We start from the raw sequence: 15,655 nt of genomic DNA, 5'->3' as shown, positions 1-15,655 counted from the left end.
TTACCCACCCACACCCGTGCCAGCTACGCATCCTCGCTTTTGACGCAAAGGCGCAAAGGCGCAAAGGGTAGTGACCCAGAGAGATCGCGACGGCCACGCGCACATCTGGCTGAGAATCGCCACAGCCACGATCGTCGATATCGAGATCGTGATCGATCCATAGCGTGTGGGCCAAAATGTGAGGGGCAGACAAAGTGCTCCTGCGATCAGCGATATGAAGTACGGTCTCACGTCGTATAACCTCCGGGCTTCAGCGGCACCGCTGGCAGCAATTCTTGAACGAGACGCGGATCAAACTGATACGAACGTTCCAAGATCGCGCCCAGGTTGATCCACGCGCCAGCGGCGTCAGGCTGCACAGCGGTGCTCGGGGGCGTTTATGGAAAGAGCGTTTCCACAAGAATTGTATCAATTATCTGATTGTTGAGAATGACAGGAATAGTGTCAGTGGGGGAATATTCTTGTTTTTCTTGGTAATCTGGTTCTTCCGCGTTACTGAGCGGTTTTGTGTACACCTCGATTTTTCGCTCTGGAAGATTAATAATCCAGTAGATTGGAATTCCGGCCCGTGCATATAAGCGTTTCTTACTGGTGCGATCGCGTTGAAGGGTTGTATCAGCAACTTCAACGACAAGCGCTACTTCGTCAGCATAGGGGTGCCTAGCGAGGTAATCTCGACGATCACCTTGAATAATGACAATATCTGGTTCCGGTTCGCTGTCTTTCGTTGTAATTGGTTCCTGATCATCCACATACCAGCCAGAGGGAATGAGATGCGCAAGGGTCTCGCGAGTTATTTGGGTGGTGACACGGTGAGGTGGATTTTTCGGCATTTTTGTCACCAACCATCCTTCTAATAACTCCACAGGATCATCGTCGGTCAAGATACCGCTTCGAATCATCTCTTGATATTGATGCACTTGAAGACGCCAGATCGGTTCTTTGGGTACCGAGATCCTGGTAGTTCCCCGTTGGATCCTCTGTTTTCTTGTTGCCATATATACCCTCGTTAATAAGAAGATGCATCTTGTGGGAAATGAACGACGACGCGATATTTTTCGTTCTATTGCCTCCTTCTATCGTCTCCTTCGCGTTGCTCTCATAGTTTAGGTCTTCTCTAACAAGGTGTCAAGTCTTTCATGATACATATGTTCTGATAGAAACCATCGCTCAACACGCCGCCGAACTACGAAATGGATCGCATCCCCGCAGTCTAGGTGCGCCCGTCGCTGAGCCGCTCGAACCGCTCGTCGCTCAAGGGCAGCCCAAAGAGGGCCAGACTCTCGTCGAAGCTCAGGCCTGGCTGGCCGGGGAGGCTCAAGCCGTGGCTGGTGTAGTAGTCCAGCAGGGCTCGGCAGACGCGGAAGCCGGTTTCGGGGAAGGTGCGGCAGTCGGGGCGGGGGATGGCAGTGCCTGAACCGATGCGCGGGAAGCTCTTCCAGTCGCGCCCCTGCTGGTCGAGGCGTTGCGCACCCAGGCGACCGAGAAGCACGTCGTAAGGATCCGCGTTCTCCGGGTGCAGCTCGAGGCGGTTGCGCTCGAAATCACTGGGCCTCGATGAGCTGACCCTCAATGATCATTGTCTGCTGGGATCCGGTGGGGAATCCGAAGACGGGAAGGCCTCCGTGATAAACCTGGGCGTCTAGATATCCAGCACGTTGCCGAATTTACGATGCCGTCGAAGGACATCGTTTACCTGCGCGACTCGTTCTTCGAGCGTGCCACGGACTCGAAAGAAGGGTACCTGCCGCTCGGCTAGGTCGCCGACGATCTGGTCTTGAAACCACTTTCTCTTCTGATCTCCACTACGATCCCATGTGTCGGCATAGGGAATATCCGTGTCGCAAAGGAAGAATACGTCATACCGTTTCTCCGCTTCCTTTGCCAGGCGGGTCAGAACCGGACCGGCGGTGCCATGGTAGTCCTTCGCGAAGACATATGTTGTCATGGGGTTTGTGTCGCAAAAGAGGTACGTTCGGGACTGTCGCGTCAGCGTATCCTCTCTGCTGTTATGTTCTGGTGCGATCGCTTCAAACTGCTCCAGCGTGATGCGCCGATCAACCTGGTGCTCCCGCCAATAGTCTGCCCCGTACTCCGGCATCCACACGGTCTTGTGCTGTTCAGCCATCGTGCTGGCGAGGGTTGTCTTGCCTGTCGAGGGTGCGCCCAGAAAGCAGACTTTCGTGATCAGGTCAGCATACACGAGAGGGTCGAGGTATTGCCGGCCCGCAAAGTAGTCCTCGCGGAGCGCCGTCCCGCTGATGGGCACGGTCAAGCGTGCCTCGTCGATCCTGCGGTCGATTGCACCAAGAGCCTGGCTGACGTGGTCTCCGTAGAACTCGCTGGAGTAGAAATGGGTAATGCGCAGTCCGTTGAGCTTCTTGAGAATGTAGTTTTCCTGTTCACGAACGATCTCCGGAGTGGTACCGTAGCCGCTTGGACCGTCCCATGCCTCGATGATCCGGAGCGTCGGGTACAACGCGTGGATCCATCCGGCGCGAACCTGGAGCGGCACGTTGATCACGTCGGTGGCGTAAACCATGACGACCAGTTCGTCCACCTCGGACAAAGCGGTCTCGATAAGCATCTGGTGCCCCCGGTGGAAGGGGGCAAACTTGCCGAGCGTTAGACCACGTCGCATGTTCCTACCTCGGTATTCACACCAGCTTTCGCTGGCATTGCGCTCTTTGCCCCCATGTGCCATCGCCAAGACCCAAACAACGCATTCAACAAAAAGAGTGACCACATCATGATCATCAAGTCTCCTGCTGCGCCCCCGGCCATAAAGCGCAGCAACCACATGACGATGGTGACAAGGTTGAGCAGGATGTAGAGCAACCACTGTTCCTTGTAGCGCCACATCATCAGGAATGTCGCCACAATGGACAGCACATTCGTGGAGGCATCAATGAAGGGTGTGTTTTGGCGCGGGTTCAGCCCTAGGAGCAACCCAAGTCCCACGGTACACGCAATGCAGATAGCTCCGATGGTAAACCGCTGCGGCCAGCCAAGTTGCCTCATCTCCACAGTCCTGTCCTGGCTCGTGTGGCGCGACCAGAGCACATAACCAATGACGCCCGTTGGGACGAAGAAAAGCAGATTGAGATAGACTTCGCCAAAGAGGCCGTTGTTGTAGGCCAAAATGGAGTAGGAGAGGCTGTTGTAGAGACCGACGAGGTATCCCTCACGGCGACCAATCGCGATCAGCCCAACGCACAGAATGCCAGAAAGGGAGACGGTCGCGTCGAAGACGCTCGTTGCAAGAAACGCGCTCAAGGCACCCCCTGCAATCATCAGAAACGCCAGCCATACGCGGTCGAGTCGCTTGCTTTGTGATGCTTCGAGCGTCATAGATACTCTCGTGTCATGCGTCATGCCCAGCGCCGGGCTTCAGATGCGCCGCAGGCGGCATCAAACCTGCGCTGCCCATGCAAGCACCGTCGGGTCATCTCCTCCCGACAAACCAGCTATAAGGGTTTCTTTCTCAAGGTGTGTGATGGGGATCCCATAACCGGATAACACCATAGGCATCAAAGACGGCATCTCCACTCACAATCGGAATGTTTTCCGTCAATGATTGTGCAATCAGCATGCGATCAAACGGATCACGATGATGAAAAGGAAGGGATGCCGTGAACCAGAGGAACGTATGTGTATCCAACAGGAGTTTCATGGCTGATACGCACGAAAGTCGTCGAGTGGCGCATCAAAATCTTCAGCGATGGTCATCAACCCGCGTGCACTCCCAAAGGTTGGTCGGTGTTTGAACGGAGGTGCCGCAACAATATGCACCACCGGATGTGCATTTTTTGTGATAATGACCGCTTCTCCCTGCTCAGCAGCGTGGATAATTTCGAGAAAGCGCTTTTGTGCCTCTGTAATATCAACGAGGATGGTCATCACCCGATTCCTTTCATGGGTTTGATCATGTTCATGAGAGAGGCAGTATACCATAACTGACCGCTTCATGTCATGTTCGCGATTTGACTTTTTGGCTTTCTAATGCCAAAAAGTGACGCTTATAGATGGCACAACTCTTTATGTAATGTTTTTGATTCTTCTTGATTTTGAGGGAGCTTTGCCGCCCAACGGCAAGCATAAGCCGTCGGCGAACACCACGTGCTGAATTGGAACCACGCCCGGGCTGAATCTGGTTTTCAAAAAAGCCCCGATTCGCCGGTCGGGCTGCATGCGCTTGTTCGGCGGCAGCCGAGTTATGGTTTATAACGAAAACTATTGCTGAATCTTCTGGATAGGCGATTACCGATCCATGGCGTGTTCCAGTGGAAGATCGATAACCCGATCCACAACGTTTGCTTCGCGCCCGACTGCCGCAATCACTTCCAAATCCTGAACACATTGCGGTCTTTGGAGGCCGTGAGGACATCCACCTGTCGCAGGCGTAAGCCCAGCGTGCACATGATGATCTATGGATAGTTTGAGCGGCATGGGGGTGAGCGCGGTGCTGTGCGGCGTGCGATCACGGGCGCGGGCGGAGTCATGCGGCGCAGTTCCTCAACGCGTTCCCGCCGACGGGCGATAGCCTGATCGCGTTCCTCCTGATGATCCCACTCGTCGGCCAAGGCGGCGTGAATGTGGCCCAACGACCGATAGGGGTGCTGCAAAGTGAGATTGTCGCCTCCTGTTCGCAGCCCGCTCATCAGGTGGCACCATCACAAGGAGAGCACGTGGGTGGAAAGCACGGAACCATGGGACCATGCATGAGCACCATCGATGGACTGAACGTGACAGGAAGGGCAAGGTCGTATACGGCACCATCATTGAGAGTCAGGCATTGATGGGCTGCCGCCGAACGGCTTGCGCTCACCGGCGGGCCGAGCAACGCGAGGCCCGTCCGAGTACAGCGCGTTGTTAGGCGACATGCCCCATCTCCGAGTCAGCGCGCGCGCCGGTAGTGCATGGCGACCGCGCCGCTGCGGAGTGGCTTCGCCGAGATCAACTCGAGCCGTCGCGTGCTGGGCAGCCCACGCTCGTACAGGGTCGGGCCGTGGCCGGCGATCCTGGGGTGGACGAGTACCTGGTACTCGTCGATGAGATCCAGCCGGTCCAGTTCGGTCGCGAGCTTGCTGCTACCGAGGAGCACGCCGTTCGGGGTCGCGTCCTTGAGCGTCTGTACGCCCGTGCGCAGGTTGCCGGCGATGTGGTGGCTGTTAGTCCAGGGGAAGTCCTTTCGCGTCGAGGACACCACGTACTTCGGCTTGGCCTCCAGCTTGACCGCCCACTCGCGCAGCGCCGGCGGTGCCTCCGCGTCGCCGCGGGCGACCGCTGGCCAGTAGCTCTCCATCAGTTCGTAGGTGACACGGCCCCACAGCATCGCCCCGCCCTCGTCCATGAGGCGGGTGAAGAAGGCATGTGTCTCGTCGTCGGCGATTCCTTCCTGGTGGTCGACGCAGCCGTCCAGGGTGACGTTGATACTGAAGGTCAAGAGTCCCATGGTGTCCTCCGTTCGCGATACGCGATGAGCCGCTCGCCGTCTGGCGCCAAGAGCACGAGTCCAATTCGCGAGGTGCTCACACTGTGCCGCCGAACGACCAGCGTTCAGCCGTCGGCTGGGAGTACAACATTCATAGATCAGTATAGCGTTTTCTCCGCTTCTGGCTGCGAAAATCGCCCCGATCCAGCCGGTCGGCTGGAACGCGATGTTAGCCTGCCACGCCCCAGGTTTTACGGGATGAATAATCGCGTTACTCCGGCGTATGCATCCAAATCCAACGCGATTTCCACCAGGCGCGTGGCACAATGTTCGCGATACGCTTGTTCGTCAAGGCGATCCAGACTCCCAATCGTACTCACCGGGAGTGTGGTGGACGTACGCTCCTCATTATGGTCAACCAACACCGTGATCATTGCTGGTTGAGTTTCGCTTTGGCTGCCGCCAACTTGGCCCGTATGGCAGCCTGTTCCGGTTTGGGGGGCAGTGCAGCGATAGCAGCCAGGCGCTCGCGATTCTGTTCCTCCCAATAGTGCCGAACCTCTTCCGCGTCGCGGAGCACCTGCTGGTACTCGGCTTCAACCTCAGATTGATTGGTGGCGATATAGTCCAATGCGTCGGTTATTTGCTGATCAGTGAGGTTCAGCCGGTCACGGATCAATTTGGCTGGCCATCCCGCATGGACATAATCCAGAATACTATATAAGGTAATCCGTGTGCCGGCAATTGAGAGACCACGGCTTGTCCGCACCACGGTTGTGTGATCACGCATCGCTGTATTCGTCATAGCTTTCCTCCGCGACGACGATATCACTACGGCTATTGTACCATAGAGCAATAGTCGTGGCAGCGAACGTCTGTGCGATCGGGACGCTTCTCCAGGTGGCGGCGTTTGATAGGTCACCCAACGATCCCGCTGAGCCACGCCGCTGGTGGGTCGAAGATCACGACGAGCATGGGGACGCTGGCGGCGGCGTGAGTTGCGCCCAGGTTGGAGGCCGCGCCAACGGCGTCAAGTGCATGCGGTGTTGGGCGGCTGGTTGGGGAAAGAGCATCGGCTTTTGGGCGTACTAATGGACGACGGGCCTGCATCTGCGTGCGCCGGCGCGGACGGGCGCGCACGCGAAGACGCTGCGCTTCCCAACGCGGCTGGCGCTTGGGTTGCAGCCTGGGCGTTACCAGTGGAGAGCGTCCGGCTCGTCCTTTATGACAGATTGAGCTGTATCTTGATGACCCGCTCGACCGCGTGCAGATCGGCTTTGGAGAGCTTCCCAAGCTGATTGGTCAGCCGCTGTTTACTCACCGTCGTCAGTTGATCCGCCATCGCTTTCTGCTGCACCCCATTGATGGTCACATACGCTTCGCTGGGATATAAGCGGTCGACTTTCGTCGAGAGCGGCACGACTTGCAGGCGATTGAGAAGCCGATTGGCAATATCGTTGCTCACGATAACCGCAGGTCGCTCTTTTTGGATCTCGCCGCCGACCGAGGGGTCAAAATTGACCCACCATACCTCACCGCGTTTCATGCGCGTGGTCTCCGATCAGCGCCTCACTCCATTCCAGGGCTTCGGTCTCGCGTTCCTCGTCAGCCGCCATCGCGGCATAGCCCGCCTCAAGCTCAGTGATGGTTACATGCGGTCGGACGAGCGCTTCGATAAACTGGCTAATCTTGCGTCGTCCGATGACCTTATGGAGCCCTTCGTACACATCTTCATCAAGGGTAATGGTCAATTTTCTTTGCATGATGCCCTCCGCGCAATGAGTATACGTGTAGTACACGTAGTATACGACGTGCGCATGGTACGCGCAAGTCTGCTGCAGGCATTATTGCTAACCGACCACCGCGAAAATCGCTATCCTCAGCGGCTTTACGCATAGAGAGCCGATTGCCATCCTTGTAGCCAACAGCAAGCATGGAAACAACCGTAGCTTCAAGCATGACATCATAAAAAATGCGATCCTGACCAGCACGTAACTCCCAACGCGCCAGTTGGTTGGGGCGCATGTATGTTCGTTGCTGTGGATGACGGCCGCCAGAAGGTCTCGCATTGCGCCGCCGAACGGCCTGAGCGTCAGATGTCGGTGGGGAGCACAGCTTCCGTAGATTTGTCCTGCCGTTTTGCTGCTTCTTCGCCCCGATCCCGCCGGTCGTGCTGCATGCGCTTGTTAGCCCGCTAGGGGGAGTATGGTTCGAATGCTTGGATATTGCGTTCCCACATGGCAAATCCACTATACTGGATTCTGATTTGATTGGAGAATGATAACCTTTTTAGTTCTTCGATTGGTAATAATTTGCTGTAAGGGTTGTAATCAACAAGGATGATCAGGAAGTAAAAATCATCGATATTTGGTGAAACGGTGAGCGTTCTCATCATTTTCAATCGTTCATCACCTTGTTCATATAAGCCCAAATCAAGCTTTTGGTGAAATAACGTTTCGATTTCTTTGGAAATATGCATGCTTTTATGTTTAATATAGTGGTAATATTGCTGTATTTGCAGGTGTATTTCCTTAATATCCGTGTTGAGTGCAAACTTAACTTCCATCAGGCATGGGTTCACTTGTTGGCCGATCTTTCGGTGCGTTCTACTCCAAAATATTCCGGTCAGATCAAATCGAGCGTCATTGATCGCATACTGCCGATCGACAATAAAGTACTCTACCGTATTTCTTGGCTCACGGTTGTTAGCACGAATGATCAGTTGCTCATATTCAATCTCAAGAGATGATTTACCATGTTGAGAGATGGCCGCTTTGAGACGTGGTATTTGGGTAAGAAAGTGCTGAGTCGTGTCCTCATCAATGAGGTCGGGTATTGGGGACTTCTCAAGAAACTTCGCATGGATTTCTACCTGATACCGTGTTTTTTGCTTTTCAGTCAGTTTGAGGAGTGCATTGCCTTTATAGTAAACATTGATATAGTTGTCACGAATATGGAGATCGAGATCTTTATCCTGCTGCACTGTTGTAGTAAGACCACGGAGAAACCCGTGCTGTAAGGTATTTTTGAACGTGTCAGAGAGTTGACGCATGGTAGTAGTTCCTCCTGGTGCTCATGGATACGAGAATAATTGTCGCACGGCGTTTGAGCGAGCGGGCTAACGCCCGCGCATCAGCCGTCGGCGAAAGTGCCACACTGAAGATTGGGACGCCACTGATCGTGATTCTGACTTTCAAAAAAGCCCCGATTCGCCACAGGAAAGAACCACGTTTTTGCTGGCAAATGTGGAAACACGGGCCGTGTTTGCCACCACTTGGTCAGAATGAAGTGCACCATAGTACAATTCGCCAAGCACAATACTGGCGGTAAAGACATTGCGTGCAACCGCGAGTTGGGCGATGACCGCCGGATTATTGGCGAACAACGCAATGACCACATTGGTATCAGGCAGGTAGCTACCACTCATTAACATTGACCTGTTCGCAATCGGTATCAATCGGGTGCTGCATTTGCGTCAGGTCATGAGCCTGAATGGTGCCTGCAAAGGTGAGCAGACTTTGGCCGGTGACTCCCGCTGGCGTCAGGGGCAGGAAACGTACGAAGTCAAGCACCTGGCGTTGTTGCGCTGGGGCGAGCTTGGCCAGTGTCGTCAAGATTTCGTGCTCAAGCGATATGGGTACCATCATGCCCTCCCTTCGCATCGTCCATGTCGCTCACTATTATATGCGATCCACCGTCCTCCGGCTTGCGGTTGAGAAGCCGATGTCCTTGCGCTGTTGGTATGCCACGATCTCGAAACGCAGCAACCACGGTGTCGAGCGTAACGCGCGTGCCACCGACACGTATCACTCCGTGCTGGTCGGCGGCACGTGGAACCGCGACGTGTTCGATGGTAAGTGTCATCTGTTCATCCTCTGTCTCGCAGCAAGCGCAAGCGCTTCACAGGTAGGCTATCAACCGTTTGGTGATCGTGGGGATGGTGCGAGGAAAATCGTCGCAGGGGTTATGGGTTGCCGCCCAACGCCCGCCTTTACCGGCGCCGCTGGCAGGTTCGAGCAATCGCCACCGGCAGTTGAACGACACCCACGGGCCAAACTCGCGCCCAGGTCATGGCCGCGCCAGCGGCGTCCGTGGACAAGGCGTTGTTGGGCCCTGGATGCCGGAGCGGACGATGCAATATCGATACCGGCCAATTCTGCTTCTGCAAGCAGTTGTCCATTTTTCAGACTCGCCCATCCTTGCTCGTACGCCGTCGTGATCGTATGATCGGGAAGATACCGGCGGAGCGGAACCGGGGTGCCTTGATCAAAAAGAACCTTCATGCGGCTGCCGGTACACTCAAAATCGCAACTTCATAATCGAGCACGGCTTCGACATCTTGTCGGTGGACACCCGGAAACCACTCCAAGAATTGATCAATCGTCGCACCATCGCGCAGATTTTCAAACAACGCGGCCACCGGAACGCGCGTCCCGCGAAAAACCCATGCGCCACTCACAATATCTGGGTGGGACTCCACCGCCGTGAGGTGCTTCCAATTTTTGTCCATGAAGATCCTCCCGTCTACCACATCGTTCACGCGATCCCGCATCCTTCTCCGCCTATTGTAGCATATCAGTTTCGCTCGCTTCCGAAGAACCGAACGTATCTGCGCCCAAAAGGACACCCTGATTGGGCCCAACGTCGGGCTTCAGCGGCGCCGCTGGCGGGCATGTGGATCGCGATGAGACTCGGCACGCGACGACGTGATAGAAACCGCTAGGTTCAAGGACGCGCCAGCGGCGTCTGCTGCGAGCCATGTTGGGCGGCGGGTATGAATAGCGCAGTGATTTTATATGTTCATCAAGATTAATAATATTTGTATTTTTATGCTTTCCGTACATATTCTTTGTTATGATAGTCTATACTCGTATTCTTTTGTAGGAGATAAACTATTCTGGTAATAAACGCTTAAGGATAGTATCCCATCTCTTGAGAATCTCAAAAGCACTTTCGCGAGTTGCGCTTGTGTGTGTAAGTGCAGAAGCCGCATTATATGCATTGACTGCCAACTCAGAAAGCAGCACTTCAAACAAATTCGTATCGTTCTCAATCTCTGCTGCAGTGATTTTGTTGTAGCGTTCCCTTGCCAGATATCTGACTTTCTGCCGTCGTGTAGGACGGGTTTGTCCTGGCTCCGGTTTGAAATCTGTAGCCCCCTTCACCTGCTCATCCGGTGCAAGTGCTTGTAGAACAAGAGTAAAGGTATCTCGTATCTCGCTAACCGCACCTGAATAGTTTGGGAGGCTTGCCTGACAAGTTTTCCAAGCTGTAAGGTATTTCTCTGCAAGATCGTGCTCTGATTGTACTCTTGCAAGCCGTAAGTATACCGCATGATCATGTTCTATTGTGTCTTCAACTGAACCGTATTTCCGGAACCAATTTCGAAACATCTCTCCGGAATATCGGAAGAGCATGCCGTCGTCTTCACTAACAACAATACCGACATGTTGAAGGATTTCAGTTGCTGCATTTGCTTCTGACACGCCAAACTCTCGTACAATATCTCTCAAAGGTATTGCAGTTCCATCTTCGGGCATCATTGAGTATATTCTCCGCGCAGTTGGAGTGCAATACCTATTGAACCATTCTTCAAAGTGCCAGGATCGATTAATACTGAACTTCTGAATAGCCTGATTGAGTACAGAAACAGCTTTATCTGGATCTTTTGTCTGAGAGATTACTTTTTGCATCGCATATTGTAGAAGCATAGGATGTCCACCAGTCTGCTGGTAGGCAAATTGGAGGAATTCATCTGACCAAGTGATTCCCATAGGATCCTGCATCATTAAGCATGAATCCTCGAAATCGAAGGTACGTAGTACCCGCCATTCAAGGATGTCTTTAAGTGGTGAACCTACATCTCGCTGAAGTTCAGTCATTTCACGTGCTCCAGCGAAAACTGCGGTAAAAAACTCGCTCATTCCGGGGGAGTTGCTTAACATGGCTCGCCATTGAGCAAAAAAGCCTCCTGACCAATCATGTATCATTATTGGTTCTACTTCATCAAATAATACAATCACGCGAGGGCGTTCTGATAGTTCTGATAATACTGGCTGCAAATATTGCTTAAAACCAGCAAAGTCAAGTTCACAGGATGCACAAGTGTTATTTGATCTTAATTTTAATGTAATTTCACTTAAGATAAAGTACCATAAATACCCTGGGCTTAATGGTCTGGGCAACACTAACCCATCAATGTATATCGGGATGGTGATCACTCCACCTGATTTCCATTGCTCGTGTCCACTTGACAGATCTTGTTCCAGCCGTCTGAGTAAAGTTGTCTTGCCGATTCTACGGCTTCCAGTAACACCAAAAGAAGATCTTGGACTTCCTGTAAGTCCGTCTATCATGTCTATAAGCAGATCTATACGATCCTGACCGTAGAAAAGTGTTGGGTTCACTGAATTCCACGAATATGGATTGCTCATTCGTCCTTTACTCCTGCGCGTCGCCTTAGCCACCTTCTCAACAGGTTTAAGGTGACTTTGTACGTATTACCTTCTGGCTGGATAAGGTGATAACCCAAAAGGTGCCGGAGCGACTCGTCTTCTAGATTATTAGGTGCTTCATCCAATGCTATCTGAAGCAGAGATTGCTCTTCCTCTGGAAAGTTCCTATGCAGAATTTCTGTAATCTGCTCAAGCTTATCACTGTCAGAACGAATAAATGAGCGTACATGTTCCTGCACCATATCAACGGTCACTAAGAGTGGCCGAGATCGATGGTTCTGGATGATTCGGCTGCAAAAGAGACGAGTCAAGAAAGGATGTCCTCCAGTTTCAAAAAAAACTGCTGCAATAGCACCATCATCCCATCGGACACTCATGCCTCTACCGAGAGTCTTGACCATCTCACTACACTCTTCCATGGTGAATGGGGGCAGAAATACTGTTTTATATAGTGCAAATACAGGGTTCTCACGATCACCCCAGTAACCACGCTCGCTTATGCTTGCATTAGCTGCAACAACAACACTGGACAACAAACCTCGGTATCGTTCAGTTTGCATTAAACCACGAATTAAGCCGAAGAAGTCAATATATCCTTGAATAACTGTCTGACCTGAAACCGGTAAAATTCGCTCAAGCTCATCTAATACAATTACTACTCGCCGAAAACTTGTAATCTTATTCTGGGCTAATCTATCCAATATTAGGCGAATATCCTCTGCAAAGACTAATGACACACTTGTGATATCTTTAGGAATGTCGGTAAATCTTTCATATTGTCCCAGTTTCAAAATACTCGCGGTGCTAAAGTCTTTTGTTAACAATTTACTATACAAATCCCTCTCGATTTCATAGTAAACAGGATCAAGATTACCTGTAAATTGTGAACTGCTCGCCTGAAGATCAACATATGCGACAACTTCACTGCTCAATTTTTCGTCACGAAGTTGATATACTAGAGACGTTTTTCCCATTTTTCGGAGACCATATATACCAATGAATTGCCCTCTGTTTACGTCATCTGCAAGTTGAACCAATAACCTTTCCCTTCCGAAAAAGCGTCGACCCGGGACGCCATATACAGGACCAGTGCTGTTATATAGATCCCTCTGACCAAGATACTGACCCAAAAGGTCTCGAAGCGTACTGAGCGCACTTTCGGGACTCCTGGTACTCAGAACGGCGTCATCTATGGGAACAATCGCCTCGCTACTTTCGCTGAGAATACTCATAATCTGATCTCTGACATTGCTCGTTTCAGGTACAGCAACAAAGGCTAGTGAGCGGTTCAATACCACCTCTCGGCCCTCTCTTAATCCAACTAGTTCATTATTCCTGAGTCTTGAAATGTAGTCTTTAAGGTTCACAATCTCTGCCTGTCGAGCTGGCCTTTGGAAACAGCGTACAAGAATTCCGCCCGATAAACCAAAAGATTCTTCTAATTCTTGATTGTCAGTTTCAACAACGATATCAGTTATGTGATAGGGAAGGTCTTTCTGACCTGCAATACCAACTCTCATACCAGCTACTGTCTGAAAAAAATCGTAAACCTGATTTGCTCTTGGGTTACGTTTGAGGAATTGAAATCTCTGATAAAGTCCGTCACTTTTGTTCATCTTTCTTTCTCGTTCTAATTGAGCAAACAATACTCCAGCCTCATCCAGAGATTTTTCCGATCCTATTTGTACAAGGGTTTGTGCTAATCCCATGCGCAATCCGACATCATGTGGGACATGATGTAAGCCATTTCGAAAGATTTCCTCAGCTCGTTGATTATTTCGGCTGTTACGTTCTATCTGGCCATACATGACATACAAACTGGCTTGATTTGGAAACAAATCAATAGCTTGCCTAAGAATACGAATTGCCTCTAGTCTATGACCTTTTTCACGCTCCAATTTTGCAAACGCCTGATATGCTTGCATTCCTGCACCAACTTCCAGGGCTTTCTTGAAAAGTCTGCGAGCCTCATCATACCTTCCTTCAGTATTGGCCAACGCTGCTTTTTGGTAAAGGGACTGTGCTTCTCTCGTACCGTTAATGTTTCTGAACGAAGGGCGAGGTGTTACTGATAAGATACGAGGGACTCGAGTTTCAATAGGCAGCGAGGTCTCGGAAGTATCAGTGTCAGTTGTTTCAGTATGCTCTATAGAACTATCTTCCACGACTTTCTGTGTGGTCATCGCTTTATCATCAACTTCTTCTTTGGTCAATACTCTGATTGCTCTTGGTTGGGGATGTCCCTTTCTTGAAAGTTGCCACTCAAATTCGACGATTTCCCCTGGAAAAGGAGTGGGGTACTTCGATAATAGATATTTTGCATCAATGAAGATAGTTTTATTATCAATTGTTTTTGCGTATCCAAAACCTTGGTCAATGTTATAGCTGAATACTCTTGCAATGAGCCTGTTAGGGTCAGATGCACTTGGCAATAATTGTTGAACTGAGTTGTCTTGCCTGGGTGAGTATGCTGATTCTGATTCTGATAAACTAATTGTTGAAGTGAGTCTACTTGCAAGGTTTTCGGTACTTGTACTATTTTCTTCACCATCTTCGACGCTAGGAGTACTGGTGTCAAGTGTAGTAGTAGAATCTTGGACAGCCTGTGCGGGCGTGTCTGACGCGTCAACTTCTTGTTTATTTCGTAATTGACTTGACGACTCAAATTGAGACAGGAAATCATCTAGAGTCTCCCGTCTGATACGCCACTGACCTGCAATTTTACGACCCGGAAGGTTTCCTGACTCTAGTTCATGATATAAATCTGCTGAAGGAATTTGAAGATATTCTGCAGCCTGCTCAAGTGTAAGAATTGATATATTATTCATGAATTCACCATAAAATCTTGCATGAGTAAATTACTCTAAAGCAATTTGCAAATCACATAGAGATCACGTTTAATTATATCAAAACAAAAGCCTTTAATCAATACCCTCGCCAAAATCCCCCGATACCGGATAGGCAGATAGCGCAGTACGATCACCCAAACGGCTTGTCCGTGTGCCTACCAAGGTCAAATAATACCCGATCCGGGTTTTCCAGATATATTTTTTATACTTCAATACCCTCGCCAAAATGACCACCTCGCTGGCCCTTTAACAACCAAACATCCGTGCGGTACTATCGTCGCCGGGTGAGCCGTGCCGCCTGAAGAGTCGCGCACAACGGGCTTTTGTCGTATCGTTGGGGTGATAAACCAAAACCAACGACGAAACAACAAAAGCCCATGCGCAATCCTATCACACTCTTGGTCTGTCTGGCACCGTTCGTGCGGCTGACGACCATTCGGCAGTTGAGCCGGATCAGCCAGGCCATCCTCGCGATGACGGGTCGGGTGACGATGCAGGGCATGGCGCGCTGGTCGAGCACCGGCGGCAGCTACCGCACCATCCAACGCTTTTTTGCCACCGTGCTGCCCTGGGAGCTGCTGTTTTGGGTCTTTTTTCGCACGCACCTGCATGACCCGGACGACGTGTACCTCGTCGGCGGCGATGAGACGGTCGTGAGCAAAGCGGGGAAACAGACCCACGGCCTCGACCGTTTCTTTTCCAGTCTGGCGGGCAAACCGGTGCCGGGCCTGGCCTTCTTCACGCTGTCGCTGATCAGTGTGAAGCAGCGGCGTTCGTTTCCCATCCAGGTGGCCCAACTGTTTCGTGCTCGTGGTGAACCGGCCAGCGTGCCGGACGCCACCCCGCCGCCGGTCGAACCAGCCCCCAAGCGGAAACCCGGACGCCCGCGCAAAGACGCCACCCCGCCGCCGGTTGAC

General features: G+C 51.7%; 17 protein-coding genes. 1 reads left to right on the top strand and 16 read right to left on the bottom strand.

Annotated features, from left to right (window positions below; translation table 11 throughout):
• Nucleotides 1–377 precede the first annotated feature (377 nt).
• The 16 genes from EYB53_RS17250 to EYB53_RS17175 form a co-directional block, all read right to left on the bottom strand.
• A complete protein-coding gene (locus tag EYB53_RS17250) occupies nt 378–998 on the bottom strand; it encodes a Uma2 family endonuclease (RefSeq protein ID WP_135479660.1) in 621 nt (206 codons plus the stop codon).
• 215 nt (nt 999–1,213) lie between these two features.
• Nucleotides 1,214–1,492: a hypothetical protein gene (locus EYB53_RS17245; RefSeq protein ID WP_135479659.1), complete on the bottom strand. Its 279-nt coding sequence runs from the start codon at nt 1,490–1,492 to the stop codon at nt 1,214–1,216.
• Between the two features lie 150 nt (nt 1,493–1,642).
• On the bottom strand, nt 1,643–2,641 hold the full coding sequence (locus EYB53_RS17240) for an AAA family ATPase (protein ID WP_135479658.1): 999 nt from the start codon (nt 2,639–2,641) through the stop codon (nt 1,643–1,645).
• Nucleotides 2,626–3,351: a nicotinamide riboside transporter PnuC gene (gene pnuC, locus EYB53_RS17235; protein ID WP_135479657.1), complete on the bottom strand. Its 726-nt coding sequence runs from the start codon at nt 3,349–3,351 to the stop codon at nt 2,626–2,628. Before pnuC ends, EYB53_RS17240 begins: the two co-directional genes overlap by 16 nt.
• Nucleotides 3,352–3,669: 318 nt before the next feature.
• Nucleotides 3,670–3,900 (bottom strand): type II toxin-antitoxin system Phd/YefM family antitoxin, encoded by a 231-nt coding sequence (locus tag EYB53_RS17230; protein ID WP_135479655.1) that lies wholly within the window; start codon nt 3,898–3,900, stop codon nt 3,670–3,672.
• Between the two features lie 997 nt (nt 3,901–4,897).
• On the bottom strand, nt 4,898–5,455 hold the full coding sequence (locus EYB53_RS17225) for a dihydrofolate reductase family protein (RefSeq protein WP_135479653.1): 558 nt from the start codon (nt 5,453–5,455) through the stop codon (nt 4,898–4,900).
• 409 nt (nt 5,456–5,864) lie between these two features.
• Nucleotides 5,865–6,239: a DUF433 domain-containing protein gene (locus tag EYB53_RS17220; protein ID WP_097653360.1), complete on the bottom strand. Its 375-nt coding sequence runs from the start codon at nt 6,237–6,239 to the stop codon at nt 5,865–5,867.
• Nucleotides 6,240–6,656: 417 nt separating this feature from the next.
• The gene (locus tag EYB53_RS17215) at nt 6,657–6,980 is read right to left on the bottom strand and encodes a type II toxin-antitoxin system PemK/MazF family toxin (protein ID WP_135479651.1); all 324 of its coding nucleotides are present in this window, start codon (nt 6,978–6,980) and stop codon (nt 6,657–6,659) included.
• The gene (locus EYB53_RS17210; RefSeq protein WP_097653362.1) at nt 6,967–7,197 is read right to left on the bottom strand and encodes a DUF8778 family protein; all 231 of its coding nucleotides are present in this window, start codon (nt 7,195–7,197) and stop codon (nt 6,967–6,969) included. Before EYB53_RS17210 ends, EYB53_RS17215 begins: the two co-directional genes overlap by 14 nt.
• Before the next feature lie 431 nt (nt 7,198–7,628).
• Nucleotides 7,629–8,486 carry a hypothetical protein gene (locus tag EYB53_RS17205; protein ID WP_135479650.1) on the bottom strand — a complete coding sequence of 286 codons (858 nt, stop codon included), beginning with the start codon at nt 8,484–8,486 and terminating at the stop codon, nt 7,629–7,631.
• 141 nt (nt 8,487–8,627) lie between these two features.
• The gene (locus tag EYB53_RS17200; RefSeq protein WP_135479649.1) at nt 8,628–8,861 is read right to left on the bottom strand and encodes a PIN domain-containing protein; all 234 of its coding nucleotides are present in this window, start codon (nt 8,859–8,861) and stop codon (nt 8,628–8,630) included.
• The gene (locus EYB53_RS17195; RefSeq protein WP_254151115.1) at nt 8,851–9,081 is read right to left on the bottom strand and encodes a hypothetical protein; all 231 of its coding nucleotides are present in this window, start codon (nt 9,079–9,081) and stop codon (nt 8,851–8,853) included. The genes EYB53_RS17200 and EYB53_RS17195 overlap by 11 nt, the downstream gene beginning before the upstream one ends.
• A 267-nt stretch (nt 9,082–9,348) precedes the next feature.
• The gene (locus EYB53_RS17190) at nt 9,349–9,717 is read right to left on the bottom strand and encodes a hypothetical protein (RefSeq protein WP_135479648.1); all 369 of its coding nucleotides are present in this window, start codon (nt 9,715–9,717) and stop codon (nt 9,349–9,351) included.
• Nucleotides 9,714–9,944 carry a DUF433 domain-containing protein gene (locus tag EYB53_RS17185; RefSeq protein ID WP_135479647.1) on the bottom strand — a complete coding sequence of 77 codons (231 nt, stop codon included), beginning with the start codon at nt 9,942–9,944 and terminating at the stop codon, nt 9,714–9,716. Before EYB53_RS17185 ends, EYB53_RS17190 begins: the two co-directional genes overlap by 4 nt.
• A gap of 382 nt (nt 9,945–10,326) precedes the next feature.
• Complete coding sequence (locus EYB53_RS17180; RefSeq protein ID WP_135479646.1) at nt 10,327–11,868, bottom strand: pPIWI-associating nuclease domain-containing protein; 1,542 nt, start codon at nt 11,866–11,868, stop codon at nt 10,327–10,329.
• Nucleotides 11,865–14,717, bottom strand: coding sequence for a helix-turn-helix domain-containing protein (locus EYB53_RS17175; RefSeq protein WP_135479645.1), 2,853 nt, complete (start codon nt 14,715–14,717; stop codon nt 11,865–11,867). The genes EYB53_RS17180 and EYB53_RS17175 overlap by 4 nt, the downstream gene beginning before the upstream one ends.
• Before the next feature lie 398 nt (nt 14,718–15,115).
• Between EYB53_RS17175 and EYB53_RS17170 the strand changes: the two genes are divergently transcribed.
• Nucleotides 15,116–15,655 (top strand): transposase (locus tag EYB53_RS17170; protein WP_167857455.1); only part of this gene is annotated, 540 nt, incomplete at its 3' end.

The sequence above is a fragment of the Candidatus Chloroploca mongolica genome (assembly GCF_004762035.2).
In the GTDB taxonomy this organism is placed as follows: Bacteria; Chloroflexota; Chloroflexia; order Chloroflexales; family Chloroflexaceae; genus Chloroploca; species Chloroploca mongolica.
The sequence above is the reverse complement of the archived record's forward strand: the minus strand, read 5'-3'. Positions and strand labels throughout refer to the sequence as shown.